The 13717-nt window shown below is 69.1% G+C and carries 11 protein-coding genes; 1 reads left to right on the plus strand and 10 read right to left on the minus strand.

What is annotated here, in order from left to right:
- Nucleotides 1-45: 45 nt before the first annotated feature.
- From ppsA to ACFPOE_RS07945, 3 genes are all read right to left on the minus strand, one after another.
- The gene (ppsA, locus tag ACFPOE_RS07935) at nucleotides 46-2442 is read right to left on the minus strand and encodes a phosphoenolpyruvate synthase (protein WP_376849541.1); all 2397 of its coding nucleotides are present in this window, start codon (nucleotides 2440-2442) and stop codon (nucleotides 46-48) included.
- A 170-nt stretch (nucleotides 2443-2612) separates the two neighbouring features.
- Nucleotides 2613-3503 carry a hypothetical protein gene (locus ACFPOE_RS07940; protein WP_376849542.1) on the minus strand — a complete coding sequence of 297 codons (891 nt, stop codon included), beginning with the start codon at nucleotides 3501-3503 and terminating at the stop codon, nucleotides 2613-2615.
- Nucleotides 3500-4084, minus strand: a complete 585-nt coding sequence (locus tag ACFPOE_RS07945; RefSeq protein WP_376849544.1) for a hypothetical protein — start codon at nucleotides 4082-4084, stop codon at nucleotides 3500-3502. Before ACFPOE_RS07945 ends, ACFPOE_RS07940 begins: the two co-directional genes overlap by 4 nt.
- 113 nt (nucleotides 4085-4197) lie before the next feature.
- Between ACFPOE_RS07945 and ppsR the strand changes: the two genes are divergently transcribed.
- A complete protein-coding gene (gene ppsR, locus ACFPOE_RS07950; RefSeq protein ID WP_376849546.1) occupies nucleotides 4198-5019 on the plus strand; it encodes a posphoenolpyruvate synthetase regulatory kinase/phosphorylase PpsR in 822 nt (273 codons plus the stop codon).
- A 56-nt stretch (nucleotides 5020-5075) separates the two neighbouring features.
- Here ppsR and ACFPOE_RS07955 read toward each other — a convergent pair whose 3' ends face one another.
- The 7 genes from ACFPOE_RS07955 to ACFPOE_RS07985 form a co-directional block, all read right to left on the minus strand.
- On the minus strand, nucleotides 5076-6332 hold the full coding sequence (locus ACFPOE_RS07955; RefSeq protein ID WP_376849547.1) for a class I SAM-dependent methyltransferase: 1257 nt from the start codon (nucleotides 6330-6332) through the stop codon (nucleotides 5076-5078).
- Nucleotides 6333-6449: 117 nt separating this feature from the next.
- Nucleotides 6450-7553, minus strand: a complete 1104-nt coding sequence (locus ACFPOE_RS07960) for a WD40/YVTN/BNR-like repeat-containing protein (protein WP_376849549.1) — start codon at nucleotides 7551-7553, stop codon at nucleotides 6450-6452.
- A gap of 2 nt (nucleotides 7554-7555) precedes the next feature.
- The gene (locus tag ACFPOE_RS07965; protein WP_376849550.1) at nucleotides 7556-7825 is read right to left on the minus strand and encodes a MoaD/ThiS family protein; all 270 of its coding nucleotides are present in this window, start codon (nucleotides 7823-7825) and stop codon (nucleotides 7556-7558) included.
- Between the two features lie 25 nt (nucleotides 7826-7850).
- Nucleotides 7851-10982: an efflux RND transporter permease subunit gene (locus ACFPOE_RS07970; RefSeq protein ID WP_376849551.1), complete on the minus strand. Its 3132-nt coding sequence runs from the start codon at nucleotides 10980-10982 to the stop codon at nucleotides 7851-7853.
- Complete coding sequence (locus tag ACFPOE_RS07975; RefSeq protein ID WP_376849553.1) at nucleotides 10979-12157, minus strand: efflux RND transporter periplasmic adaptor subunit; 1179 nt, start codon at nucleotides 12155-12157, stop codon at nucleotides 10979-10981. The genes ACFPOE_RS07970 and ACFPOE_RS07975 overlap by 4 nt, the downstream gene beginning before the upstream one ends.
- A 162-nt stretch (nucleotides 12158-12319) precedes the next feature.
- A complete protein-coding gene (gene rnhA / locus ACFPOE_RS07980; RefSeq protein ID WP_376849555.1) occupies nucleotides 12320-12772 on the minus strand; it encodes a ribonuclease HI in 453 nt (150 codons plus the stop codon).
- Nucleotides 12769-13563 (minus strand): class I SAM-dependent methyltransferase, encoded by a 795-nt coding sequence (locus ACFPOE_RS07985; protein ID WP_376849557.1) that lies wholly within the window; start codon nucleotides 13561-13563, stop codon nucleotides 12769-12771. The genes rnhA and ACFPOE_RS07985 overlap by 4 nt, the downstream gene beginning before the upstream one ends.
- Nucleotides 13564-13717 lie beyond the last annotated feature (154 nt).

Below are 13717 nucleotides of genomic sequence, written 5' to 3' on the forward strand. Positions count from 1 at the left end.
TCCTGACTAGAGGACGTCCTCCCGGCCCGAGCCGGGATCAAGACATCAGCCGCCGGCCAGCTGCTTCCAGGTGGCGATCACGCTGTCCGGGTTCAGCGAGATCGATTCGATCCCCTCGTCCACCAGCCACTGCGCGAAGTCCGGATGGTCGCTCGGGCCCTGGCCGCAGATGCCGACGTACTTGCCCTTGCTGGTGCAGGCCTTGATGGCGCGCGACAGCATGGCCTTGACGGCCGGATCGCGCTCGTCGAAGTCGGCCGCCAGCAGCTCCAGCCCGGAGTCGCGGTCCAGCCCCAGCGTCAGCTGGGTCAGGTCGTTGGAGCCGATCGAGAAGCCGTCGAAGTACTCCAGGAACTCGTCGGCCAGAATGGCGTTGCTCGGCACCTCGCACATCATGATGACCTTGAGGTCCTTCTCGCCGCGCTTCAGGCCCTGCTGCGCCAGCAGCTGCGTCACGCGGTCGGCCTGGCCGAGGGTGCGCACGAAGGGCACCATCACCTGCACGTTGACCAGGCCCATTTCGTCGCGCACGCGCCGGATCGCCTCGCACTCCATCGCGAAGGCCTCGCGGAAGTCCTCGCTGATGTAGCGCGACGCGCCGCGAAAGCCCAGCATCGGGTTCTCTTCTTCCGGCTCGTAGCGCGAGCCGCCGATCAGCTTGCGGTATTCGTTGGACTTGAAGTCCGACAGCCGCACGATCACCGGCTTGGGCCAGAACGCCGCCGCGATGGTGGCCACGCCCTCGGCCACCTTGTCGACGTAGAAGGCCTTGGGCGAGGCATGGCCGCGCGCCACCGACTCCACCGCCTTCTTCAGGTCGGCGTCGACGTTCGGGTAGTCCAGCACCGCCTTGGGATGGACGCCGATGTTGTTGTTGATGATGAACTCCAGCCGCGCCAGCCCGACCCCGTGGTTGGGCAACTGGCAGAAGTCGAAGGCCAGCTGCGGGTTGCCGATGTTCATCGTGATCTTGGTCTTGATCGGCGGCATGTCGCCGCGCACCACCTCGCTGACCTCGGTCTCCAGCAGGCCGTCGTAGATGAAGCCGGTGTCGCCCTCGGCGCAGCTGACGGTGACCAGCGTGCCGTCCTTGAGCTTCTCGGTGGCGTCGCCGCAGCCGACCACCGCCGGGATGCCCAGTTCGCGCGCGATGATGGCGGCGTGGCAGGTGCGCCCGCCGCGGTTGGTGACGATGGCGCTGGCGCGCTTCATCACCGGCTCCCAGTTCGGGTCGGTCATGTCGGTGACCAGGATGTCGCCGGCCTGCACCTTGTCCATTTCGGCCAGGCTGTGCACCAGACGCACCGGGCCGGTGCCGATCTTCTGGCCGATCGCCCTGCCCTCGACCAGCACGCTGCCCTTGCCCTTCAACTTGTAGCGCAGTTCGGCCTTGCCCTTCTGCTGGCTCTTCACGGTTTCGGGCCGGGCCTGCAGGATGTAGATCTGGCCGTCGGAGCCGTCCTTGCCCCACTCGATGTCCATCGGCCGCTGGTAATGCTCCTCGATCACCAGCGCGTATTTCGCCAGCTGCTCCACTTCGGCATCGGTCAGGCTGTAGCGGTTGCGCTGCTCCAGCGGCACGTCCACGGTCTTGACCAGCTTGCCGCCGCCGTTCTTCTTCTCGTCGGCGCTGGTGAATACCATCTGGATCAGCTTGGAGCCCAGGTTGCGCCGGATCACGGCGCGCTTGCCGGCCTGGAGCATCGGCTTGTGGACGTAGAACTCGTCCGGGTTCACCGCGCCCTGCACCACCGTCTCGCCCAGGCCATAGCTGGAGGTGATGAACACCACCTGGTCGAAGCCCGATTCGGTGTCGATGGTGAACATCACGCCGGCCGCGCCCAGGTCGCTGCGCACCATGCGCTGCACCCCGGCCGACAGCGCCACGTCGGCATGGGCAAAGCCCTTGTGGACGCGGTAGCTGATGGCGCGGTCGTTGTACAGGGACGCGAACACCTCGCGCATCTTGTGCAGCACGTCCTCGATGCCCACCACGTTCAGGAAGGTCTCCTGCTGGCCGGCGAACGACGCATCGGGCAGGTCTTCGGCCGTGGCGGACGAGCGCACGGCGAAGCTGGCCTTGGCGTTGCCGGCTTCCAGCGCCTTGAAGGCGGCACGGATGCGCTGCTCCAGGTCGGCCGGAAAGGGCTGGGCCTCGATCCAGCCGCGGATCTCGGCGCCGGCCACCGACAGCGCACGCACGTCCTCGGTGTCCAGGGTGGTGAGGCGCGTCCGGATCCGGTCGGCCAGGCCGCCGTGGGCGAGGAACTGGCGGAACGCGTGGGCGGTGGTGGCGAAGCCGGTGGGCACGCGCACGCCCTGGGGCAGCTGGGAGATCATCTCGCCGAGGCTGGCGTTCTTGCCGCCGACCGCCTCGACATCGCTCATTCTCAGGTTTTCAAACGGAACGACCAGGGCGGTCGGTTCGAACAGTGCAGACATGGGGAAGCTCCGGAAGTTGAAAGCGGTGCGGCGTCCGGCCAGGGCGGGACGCGAATGAACAGGCGCGGGCCGGCGCTTTCTTCTTGTGCTTGGTGGCGGGCCGGGCGGTTCATGGAAATGGGGGGTTGCGGCCATTTTAGGCCCGCCCGCCGCCCGGGCGGCGGCGCCGCTCAGATTCCGGCGGGTTGGGTGCTGTCGGCCTCGAACATGGCCCGGCGCCGTTCGAACTCCTGGATGCGGCGCCCCAGCTCCCGGGCCCGCAGGGCCGCCATGGCGGCCAGGCCGGCGAACAGCGCGAAGCCCAGGCCGACCGGCAGGCCCTGGCGCCGGGCCACCAGCGTGTCGCGCTGCACGCGCGCCTCGTATTCGCTGGAAAACACGCTGGTGCCGTGGCCGAAGGCCAGCAGCTCCAGCGCGCGCATCACCCTGGGCGACGCACTCATCCCTTCCCAGTAAGGCAGCTCGCGGCCGGTCATGCCCGGGCCGACATAGCCTTCGCGGGCGGCGCGGCGGCCCCAGTCCTGCAGCCAGGGGCCGTAGTCGCGCTGCAGTTGTTCGCCCTTGCCGGCCAGCACCAGGGCCTGGGCGCCGATGTAGCGGCCATAGGGCAGCTCGGGCCGGCGCCGGGCGATGCGCTCCAGCTCGGCGAAGTTGCCGTCGTCGGCCAGCTTGCGGATGCCGCCGTTGACCTGCGAGTCCGACTGCATGGCCCAGGCCGTGAGCAGCATCATCGCGACGCAGCCGCCGCCGACCAGGGTGATGATGGCGCGCGGCCGGCCGTCGACGCCGCGCCGCAGCAACGCGGTGATCAGCGTGGCCAGGAAGGCCAGCAGGCTCAGGCCCACCGCCGCCTTGTTGTAGGGCCGCTCCAGCGCGCCGCCTTCGTTGAACACCTGGGCCGGGAAGTGGATCTCGCTCAGGGACGCGGCCAGCGGCATGCTCCAGGCGGTCTGCCAGAAGTGCCAGAGCCGCCAGCCCGCGGCGCCCGCCAGTGCGGCGGACAGCGCGCAGGCCAGCAGCCAGCCGGCGCGGCGCGTGGCCAGGACGCGGCCGGGCCTCACCGCTTGAAGAACACGAACCAGAGCACCAGCATCACCGCGCCGACCATCGCATAGATCATCGCGGTGAACCAGCCGCCCCAGCCCACCCTGACCGGCACCGCCGCCACCTGGGCGCTGAAGCGGGTCGGCGTGAAGCCTTCCGCCTTGCCCAGGCCGGTCTGCAGGATGAAGGTCTTGTCCTGCTCCACCCGGAACGGCGCGCTTTCGCATTCCATCTTGGCGGCGCCGGCCGGGAATTCCCTGGTGGAGGGCAGCCGGCAACCCAGCACGCGGCCGCCGGAGCCGTCGCCCAGGGTGGCGACGATGGTGGCGTCGATCGGGCCGGTCCTGGCCTGCTGGCCCTCCAGCGTCCACAGCACCTTGTGGCTGCCGCTCTTGAACTTGACCACGAAGGGCTCGGTGGCCATCGGCATCTCGGCGAAGGCGGGGTCCTTGCCCTTGCGCTCCTTGGCGCTGGCGATCATCTTGTCCAGTTGCAGCGAGGTGGCCTCCACCGACGCCACCACTTCGTTGATCTCGGTCTTGCGGCTGCAGCCGGCCAGCGCGCCGAGCAACAATGCGAGCGCGAGCAGGCGCATCATGGCGACGTTCCAACGATCATTCCTGTTGTTCACCACGCTTCCTCCGATGCCGTCAGGCGTTGTTCAGGTGTAACAACATTCTTACGCAGTAAAGCTCAGCAGCCAAATCCAAAATGCACACCCGCACCGTTTTCTTCGTGTCGGACGGCACCGGCATCACGGCCGAGACCTTCGGCAACGCCATCCTGGCGCAGTTCGAATTCAAGCCACGCCACGTGCGCCTGCCCTTCGTGGACAGCGTCGACAAGGCCCATCAGGTGGTGCGGCAAATAAACCACACCGCGGAGGTCGAGGGCCGCAAGCCGGTGGTCTTCACCACCCTGGTGAACGTGGACATCGTGCGGGTCATCGAGGAAGGCTGCAAGGGCATGCTGCTGGACATGTTCGGCACCTTCGTGCGGCCGCTGGAGATCGAGCTGGGCATCAAGTCCAACCACCGGGTCGGCCGCTTCTCGGACGTCAGCAAGAGCCAGCAGTACCACGACCGGATCGAGGCGATCAACTTCAGCCTGGCGCACGACGACGGCCAGAGCAACCGCGACCTGGAGCAGGCGGACGTGATCCTGGTGGGCGTGAGCCGCAGCGGCAAGACGCCGACCTCGCTCTACCTGGCGATGCAGTACGGGCTCAAGGCCGCCAACTATCCTTTGATCCCGGAGGACTTCGAGCGCCGGCAGCTGCCGCCGGCGCTGGAGCCGCACCGCAAGAAGATCTTCGGCCTGACGATCGCGCCCGAGCGGCTGACCGAGATCCGCAACGAGCGGCGGCCCAATTCGAAGTACGCCTCGCTGGAAAACTGCCGGATGGAAGTGGCGGAGGCCGAGGCGATGATGCGGCGCTCGGGCATCCGCTGGCTGTCCACCACCACCAAGTCGATCGAGGAGATCGCCACCACCATCCTGCAGGAGATCAGGCCGGAGCGGCTGGAGTATTGAAAGAGGTGGCCGGCGCCCCTTGCGAATCGCGGACGCCAGGGCGCCCAGGGGTCCGGTCAGAAGCGGGCGCGCAGCCGGAACAGGATGTCGCTCAGCAAGTGCCCCACGAGTTCCAGTCCGAACCACCTCCAGACCAGCTTCGGCTCGACGGCGGGACCGGCGTAGAGAAGCGCGCGCTCCCCATTGGCCGCGACGGCCGAAACTTCCAGGAAGGTGTCGCCGGCGTCGCTGCGTCCGGTGGACACCGTCTCCCAGCCGACCTTGCGCAGCCGTGGATCCTCGTAGACCTTCTCCACGTCGGGGCGGTCGATCACGGTCGGGCATTGCGTCTGCGCGAGGCCGTCGTCGACGGCGACCCCTTCCATTCCGCCCTGGTCGACCGATGCCGCCCAGCCTGACAGGTGCAGTCGGCCCGAGTCGGTCTGCCCGCGAAAGTCGACCCAGCCCCACGGGCCCCACCGGAACGAATCCAGGGCGCCGAGGTCGCGCCGGGCATCCCTGCAGACGACGTAGAGATCCTGCTGGTATGCCAGCCCGCGCTTGACGCGGTAGTGACGATGCCCCGGGCCCAGCACCCGCTGGACCACGCCGGCGACATAAGCTTCGGTCACATGGGTCGTGCCATAGGTCGCCCGTCCCAGCGCATTGTTCTCGCTGTGGCCGGCAAACAGGATGCCCTCGGCCGGCATGGACCGGCCCGGCGGCAGCAGGGCTTCGTCGTGGACGCTGAAGCAAAGCATGCCTTCGGGCGTCAGCAGTCCGGCCAGCGTCGCGAGCCACTGCTCGAACAGGTCCGCCGGCAGGTGCGAAAACAGCGAGGCGACCCAGATCAGGTCGAACTTCATGTCCGGACGGAACTCGGCGGGCTCCACCGTCGAATAGATGCCATGGACCCCGAATTGCTCGGTCACGTAGTCGACTGCCTCGTGCTGGATGTCCGACGCCCAGATCTGCGCCGGCGCCACCGACCGCGACAGGAATCGCAGCAGCCTGCCGTAACCGCAGGCGAAGTCCAGCACCTTGATCCGGGTGCGGTCGGGAACGAGCAGGTCGATGACCTGTTCGGCGGCGCGCTGCTGCTGCAGGGCGACCCCGTAGTACTGGCTCAGCGCTGCGCCGGCGCTGCGCAGGTGATGCAGCGAATGGGTCAGCATCTGGTCGTTCGGGTGAATGGCCAGCTTGAGTTCGCTTCCATCGTCCGCGCGCGTCAGGTGGCGCCGCACCGCCGCCCGAAAGCGCGGATCGGCGCACAGTTCGTCTGCGTGGCCCTGGAGGTCGCTGAGGTGGATCTTCTTGTTCTTGTTCTTGGTCATGTCTTGAGGGGGTGGCCTGCAGGGCTTGCGAACCGGCGGGATCGCAGACGGCAGGTCGCGCGCAGGACCGGTCGTGAGTCTACTTGGCCGCCCCGGGCGCGACCGGCGCGAGTGGCATCAGACCCAGCGCAGCACCGCGATCGGCGGCAGGTCGCGCGAGACGCAATGCCAGGAGGCATCGGCGTCGTCGCTGATCCACAGTCCGCCGGTGGTGGAGCCCATCGCCAGGGTCTGGCCGTCCTCGGCGACCGCCAGGGCGTGGCGGTAGATCAGGTGATACGCATCGCGCGGCGGCAGGCCGTAGCCGTGCGCCTCGAAACTCGCCCCGCCGTCGCGCGTTTCGTTGACCACCAGCCGGCCGTCCACCGGCATGCGGCGCGCATCGGAGTGCGCCGGCGCGAACCAGGCCCGCTGCGGGTCGCCCGGATGTGCGACCACCGGAAAGCCGAAGCCCGAGGGCGCCGGCGCCGCAATCGCCTGCCAGTGCATCCCGCCGTCCACCGAGCGGTACAGCCCGCAGTGGTGCTGGCACCAGAGCACGTCCGGCTGCGCGCGGCAGTGGTCGATCCGGTGCACGTCCTGGATGTTGGGGTCGTAGCGGCGCTCGGGCGGCATGTAGGCGCCGGCGTCCATGCCGCTGGAGGTGCTGTGCCAGCTCTCGCCGCCGTCGCGCGTCTGCCAGACGCCGCCGCAGGAGATGGCGATGGTGACGTGGGCGCTGTCGCGCGGATCGACCAGGATCGTATGGATGCCGGCGTGGTCGTAGCCGCCGCCCAGCCACTCCAGGCGTTCCGGCCGCCGCCACAGGCTGTCGGCCAGCTGCCAGCTGGCGCCGCCGTCGTCCGAGCTGAACAGGCCGGCCGGCAGGCAACCGGCCCACAGCCTTCCTGGCGCCGCTTCCAGCGCCCACACCATGTCGACCGCCCAGGGGGTCGGATCGTCCTTCCACGGGCCGTCCGCGGGCTTGACGGGGAAGGCCGGCGCCGCCACTTCCTGCCAGCTCGAGCCGCCGTCGACGCTCTTGCGCAGCTTGATGCCGAAGTGGCCCATGCGCAGCGCGGCGTACCAGGCGCCGGCGGCCGGATCGGCGGCGAACTGCGTCACCGGTTCGCCCGGGAAATGGGGAGCGCCCAGGCGCCAGCCGTGGCCGCTGGCGGCGCGGGATGCGGTGAACAGGCCCTTGCGGGTTCCGATGCAGAGCGTCTGGGATGAAGCAGCCACGGCTAACCTCCTGTCAGCGCCTGGATCACCATCACCTTGTCCGCGGGCGCCAGCGGGAGGTCCAGCTCGCTGCGGCTGGGGATCATCCTGGCATTGACGAACACGGCGACATGCTTGCGCACCGCGCCCTGCTCGTCCAGCACATAGGAACGCAGCGCCGGCGCCGCCTCGAACGCACCCTCCAGCGCCAGCCGCAGCGTGGCCGCCGGCAGCTCGCGCGGCGGGCAGGCGACGTGGCGGGTCAGCGCCGGGGCGAATTCGACCAGGGCCATGACCCGGATTGTGCCTTCGCGGCGCCTACTTGGCGACCAGCTCGGGCCCGGCGCGGCGGCCGATCAGGTTCAGGTCCTGCAGCGGGCCGGTGCCGCTGAAGCGGTCCAGCGCCAGGTAGATCGCCGGCGTGATGTACAGCGTGATGACCTGCGAGAAGATCAGGCCGCCGGCCACCGCCAGCCCCAGCGGCTGGCGCAGTTCGGCGCCGGTGCCCAGGCCGAACGCCATCGGCAGCGCGCCCATCAGGGCCGCCATGGTGGTCATCAGGATCGGCCGGAAGCGCAGCCGGCAGGCCTCGCGGATCGCCTCGGGCGGCGTCATGCCCCGGGTGCGCTGGGCGTCGAGGGCGAAGTCGATCATCATGATCGCGTTCTTCTTGACGATGCCGATCAGCATCAGGATGCCGATGGTGGCGATCAGCGTCAGGTCGACGTTGAACAGCCGCAGCGTCAGCAGCGCGCCCACCGCCGCCGACGGCAGCCCGGCCAGGATGGTGAGCGGGTGGATGTAGCTCTCGTACAGCACGCCCAGCAGCACGTAGATCACCAGCACCGCCATGATGATCAGCATTGCCTGGCTGGACTGCGAGTCCTGGAACACCGCCGCGTCGCCGCCGTAGCTGGTGATGATGGAAGCCGGCAGCTTCAGCTCGCGCGAGAAGGCGTCGATCTTGCGGGTGGCGTCGCCCAGCGGGGTGTCCGGCGCCAGGTTGAAGGCGATGGTGATGGCCTGCAGCTGGCCCTGGTGGTTCACCGCGGTCGGCCCGACGGTGCGGCTGACGGTGGCGAAGGCCGACAGCGGCACCATGGCGCCGGTCTTGCTGCGCAGGTTGATCTTGCCCAGGCTCTCCTCGAAGCGCCGGTCCGCATCCATCGCCTCCAGGATCACCAGGTAGCTGTTGGCGGCGCTGTAGATGGTGGAGACCTGGCGCTCGCCGAATGCGTCGTACAGCGCATTGCGCACGTCGCCCACCTGCACGCCCAGCAGGTTGGCCTTGTCGCGGTCGATCTTCAGCGAGGCCTGCAGCCCCTTGTTCTGCGAGTCGCTGGTGACGTCGCGGAAGGCCGGGTCGGCCCGCATCCGCTCCATCAGCCGGTTGGACCAGTCGTTGAGCGCGTCGGCGCTGACGCTCTGCAGCGAATACTGGTAGCGGCTCTTGCTCTGGCGCCCGCCCAGCTGCAGGTTCTGGATCGGCCGCATGTAGACCGCCACGCCCGGGATGGTGCGCGAGGCCTTGCGCAGCGACTCCATCACCGCCGGCATCCTGGCGCGCTCGCCGCGCGGCTTGAGCACCACGAACATGCGCCCGGTGTTGAGCGTGCCGTTGCCGCCGGCGCCGATAAAGGACGTCACGTCGGCGACGTTGGGGTCGGCGCGCAGCGTCGCGGCCACCCGGTCCTGCAGCGCCAGCATGGCCGGGAACGAGACGTCTTCCGACGCCTCGGTGGTCACCTGGATCTGGCCGATGTCCTCCTCCGGGAAGAAGCCCTTGGGGATGGTGACCGCCAGCAGGCCGGTCAGCACGAAGGTCGACAGCGCCACCACCAGCATGACGCGGCGGTGCCCCAGGGTCCAGTCCAGCGTGCGCATGTAGAAGCCGTGCACGGCCCGGAACAGGGCCTCGAACACGCGCCCGACCAGCCCGCCCGGCACGCGGTGCACCTGCCCGGCCGGCCCTTCGCTCTTGAGGAAGCGGCTGGCCATCATCGGCACCAGCGTCAGCGACACCGCCGCCGACACCAGCACCGCCAGCGCCACCACCACCGCGAACTCGTGGAACAGCAGGCCGATCACGCCCGGCATGAAGAAGATCGGGATGAACACCGCCACCAGCGACACCGAGATCGAGACGATGGTGAAGCCCATCTCGCGCGCGCCGACCAGCGCGGCCTGCAGCGGCTGCAGGCCCTCCTCGATGTGGCGCACGATGTTCTCCAGCACCACGATCGCGTCGTCCACCACCAGCCCCACGGCCAGCGTGATCCCCAGCAGCGAGACGTTGTCCAGGCTGTAGCCGAAGGCGTACAGCAGCGCGACCGCGCCGATCAGCGAGATCGGCATCGTCACCGCCGGGATCAGCGTGGCCATCACGCGGTGCAGGAACAGGTAGATCACCAGCACCACCAGCAGCACGGTCAGCGCCAGCGTCAGGTTGACGTCGTGGATGGCCGCGCGGATCGACAGCGAGCGGTCGTTGACCATGTTGATGTTGATCGAGTGCGGCAGCTGGGCCCGGAACAGCGGCAGCAGCTTGCGCACCGCGTCCACCACCTGCACCGTGTTGGCGTTGGGCTGGCGCTGCACCGCCAGCAGGATCGAGCGCTCGCCGTTGTAGCTGGCCGAGGTCTTGACCGATTCGTAGCTGTCCTCCACCGTGGCCACTTCGCTCAGGCGCACCGGGGCGCCGTTGCGCGAGGCCACGATGATGTCGGCGAACTCGCTGGCGTTCTTCATCTGGGCGTTGGCCTGGATGGTCAGCGTCTGGCGCGGCCCGTCCAGCACGCCGATCGGGGTGTTGGAATTGGCCGCCTTGACCGCCGCGGCCAGCTCCTCGAGCGTGATGCCGCGGGCGTTGAGCAGGTCCGAGTTGGCGCGGATCCGCACGGCGAAGCGCTTCTGGCCGTTGACATTGACCTGGGCCACGCCGTCGATGGTGGACAGGGTCGGCGCGATCAGGCCCTCGGCGAAGTCGTTGAGCTCCGACAGCCCCATCGAGGGCGAGTTCAGGGCGATGAACAGCACCGGCGCGTCGGCCGGGTTCACCTTGCGGTAGGACGGCAGCTGCGTCAGCTCCGCCGGCAGCTGGCGCTGGGCCCGCAGCAGGGCCGCCTGCACGTCGACCGCGGCGGCGTCGATGTCGCGCGTGGACTCGAATTCCAGCGTGATCTGGGTGTTGCCCAGCGTGTTGGTGGAGCTGATCAGCTTCAGCCCGGCGATGGTGGAGAACTGCTTTTCCAGCGGCAGCGCGACCGAGGCGGCCATGGTGTCGGGGCTGGCGCCGGGCAGCTGCGCGTTGACGCTGATCACCGGCGTGTTGTAGCTGGGAAGCGCCGCCACCGGGATCTTGAGGTAGGCGAAGATGCCCGCCAGCACGATGGCGGCGCTGAACAGCACCGTCATCACCGGGCGGCGGATGCACAGTTCCGAGATGTTCATGTCGGGTCTTTTTTGGCCGGCTCCGCTTTGCCGCTGCGCTCCACGCGCACGCGCGCGCCGGGCCGCAGGTTCTGCTTGCCTTCGACCACTACCCGGTCGCCCGCCTCGACGCCGCGCAGCACGGCCTGGTCGCCGAACGGGTATTCGATCTCCACCTTGCGCGGCTGCACCGTGTCGTCCTTGGCCACCACGTAGACGATGCGGCCGTTGGCGGCGGTGATCACCGCCGCCTGGGGCACCAGCGTCGCGTCCTTGATGACGCGGACGGTGACCTTCGCGGTGACGTACTGGCCCGGCCACAGCGCCTGCGAGGCGTTGTCGAACTGCGCCTTGGCCCGCACGGTGCCGGCCTGCACGTCCACCGTGTTGTCGACGAAGCTGAGCACGCCCCGCAGCGGCGCGGCCGTGCCCGGGACGGTGGCCATGACCGGCGCGCGGACCCGGGCCGCCGCCAGCAGGTCCTGCAGCTTGCCCTCGGGCACCGGGAAGCTCACCGCGATCGGGTCGAGCTGCGTCACCGTGACCATCGGCACGCCGGGCTGGGCCAGGCTGCCGGCGAACACCGCGATGGTGCCGATGCGTCCCGAGATCGGGGCACGGATGCTGTCGTAGCTGAGGGCGACCTGCGCGGCCTGGATGGCGGCCCGGTCGGCGGCGATGGCGGCGCGCTGCGCCTCCACCTGGCTGAGCGTGTTGTCGGCCGCGCTCTTGGAGATGAAGTTCTGCGCCAGCAGCTCCTGGCTGCGGCGGTACTGGCGTTCCAGGTCGGCCAGCAGCGCCTCGTCGCGCATCTGCTGGGCCCGGGCCTTGTCCAGGTTGGCCCGGTCGGCGCGGTCGTCCAGCGTGAACAGCGGTTCGCCGGCGCGCACGAACTGGCCTTCCTTGACGTGGACCTTGTCGACCTTGTTGCTGACCTGGGGCCGCACCTCCACGCTGTTGAGGGACACCACGGTGGCGTTGACCTCAACCACCACCGGCACGTCCTGGCGCACCACGGTGGCCACCGTCACCAGCGTCGGCGGGCCGCCGGCGCCCGATGCGGCGCGCGCGCCGGCCGCGGCGCCCGGCCGTTCATCGGCGGCGCTGGCGGGCGTGCGGACCGACCACCAAGCCGCTGCCGACAGTGCCGCAACGGCGACCACAGCGACCGCGGTGTAGATTGCTTTCGATGCCATGAAAAGACGGGTCCGACGAGGGTGGAAAGGGCGGCGCGGCGCTGGCGCAAACTAACCTGCCAATGTAGCAGCAGCCATGCCCGGCGCCATGCGCAATCCCACGTACCGGCGGCATTCCGCGGCCCCCGACGGGCACGTTTTACGCAGGCTTTACACAGGCGCTCAGGCGCGCTGCGACAGCGCCGCCTCGACGCCCAGATTGGCCAGCGCGTCGGCCCGTTCGTTGCCGGCGTCGCCGTTGTGCCCGCGCACCCAGCGCCAGTCGATGGTGTGGCCGCCCTGGCTGACCAGCGCGTCCAGTTCCTTCCACAGCTCGACGTTCTTGACCGGCTGCTTGGCGGCGGTGCGCCAGCCCTTGGCCTTCCATCCGGGCAGCCATTCGGTGATGCCCTTGAGCACGTACTGGCTGTCCAGGAACAGCGTCACGGCGCAGGGCCGCTTGAGCGCCTCCAGCGCCCGGATCACGGCCAGCAGTTCCATCCGGTTGTTGGTGGTGGCCAGCTCGCCGCCGAACAGCTCCTTCTCGGTGCCGCCGGACTTGAGCAGCACGCCCCAGCCACCCGGGCCGGGGTTGCCCTTGCAGGCGCCATCGGTATAGATCTCGACAGGATTCACGGACTCTTTCTTTCTTGCGCCGCGGCGCGATGGGTGCGGTTGGCCAGAGGCACGGGTGCGGTGGCGATGCCGGCGGCCGGCCGCCAGGCCTTGCCGATCAGTTTGACGCCGCGCACCCGCTTGACCGCCACCAGGAAGTACGCGGCCCCGAAGATCGGCCACCAGCGCTCGCCGACGCCGTCGATCCAGCCGTAGCGGTCCAGCCATTTCTGGGTCCGCATCGCCGGCCGGTAGCAGCCGAAGCTGGCCGACTCCACCTCGAAATTGAGCAGCCGCAGCCAGTCGCGCAGCCGCCAGTGGCCGATGAATTCGCCGGCGCCCGGCAGGTACAGCTCGCCGGCGCCCAGGCTGCGATACAGGTGGGCGCGGCGCTGCTTCAGGCCCCACAGGCTGGCCGGATTGAGGCAGCAGATCACCACCCGGCCTTCGGGCACCAGCACCCGCTCCACCTCGCGCAGGGTCGCATGCGGGTCGGGATTGAGCTCCAGCGAATGCGGCAGCACCACCAGGTCCAGGCTGTTCTCCTCGAAGGGCAGCGCCGCGAAATCGGTGACCAGCGCCGGCCGGATGGCACCGGCCGCGCCCTCGTCCAGCGGCCTGGGCAGCGCCAGCCACTTGTGCGGCATCCGGTTGGCCTGCAGCGCGTCGATCTCGGGCACCCCGAGCTGCAGCGCGTGGTAGCCGAAGATGTCGGCCACGGCACGCTCGAACTCCGAGCGCTCCCACGCCAGCAGGTACTGCCCGGGCGGGGTTTCAAACCATTGCTGCATTCCTATAATCGGGTCGCTCATGAAGTTAATCCCGCTGCCTGCGTTCCAGGACAACGACTTGTGGCCCTTGCAGCATCCCGGCCTGCAACTTGGAGCGATTCTAGTCACGCACCTCCCGGGCCTCTGCGGCACGCCGGCGTGCGATAGGCCCGGATCGGGAATGCTGCAACGGAAC

It is taken from the genome of Caenimonas terrae (assembly GCF_042655405.1).
Lineage (GTDB): Bacteria > Pseudomonadota > Gammaproteobacteria > Burkholderiales > Burkholderiaceae_C > Ramlibacter > Ramlibacter terrae_A.

Bases quoted from the DNA above. Each gene is read 5' to 3' on its own strand.
- ACFPOE_RS07955 (WP_376849547.1), bottom strand. From the start codon at position 6,332: ATGACCAAGAACAAGAACAAGAAGATCCACCTCAGCGACCTCCAGGGC.
- ACFPOE_RS07965 (WP_376849550.1), bottom strand. From the start codon at position 7,825: ATGGCCCTGGTCGAATTCGCCCCGGCGCTGACCCGCCACGTCGCCTGC.
- ACFPOE_RS07975 (WP_376849553.1), bottom strand. From the start codon at position 12,157: ATGGCATCGAAAGCAATCTACACCGCGGTCGCTGTGGTCGCCGTTGCG.
- ppsA (WP_376849541.1), bottom strand. From the start codon at position 2,442: ATGTCTGCACTGTTCGAACCGACCGCCCTGGTCGTTCCGTTTGAAAAC.
- ACFPOE_RS07945 (WP_376849544.1), bottom strand. From the start codon at position 4,084: ATGATGCGCCTGCTCGCGCTCGCATTGTTGCTCGGCGCGCTGGCCGGC.
- ACFPOE_RS07970 (WP_376849551.1), bottom strand. From the start codon at position 10,982: ATGAACATCTCGGAACTGTGCATCCGCCGCCCGGTGATGACGGTGCTG.
- ACFPOE_RS07985 (WP_376849557.1), bottom strand. From the start codon at position 13,563: ATGAGCGACCCGATTATAGGAATGCAGCAATGGTTTGAAACCCCGCCC.
- ppsR (WP_376849546.1), top strand. From the start codon at position 4,198: ATGCACACCCGCACCGTTTTCTTCGTGTCGGACGGCACCGGCATCACG.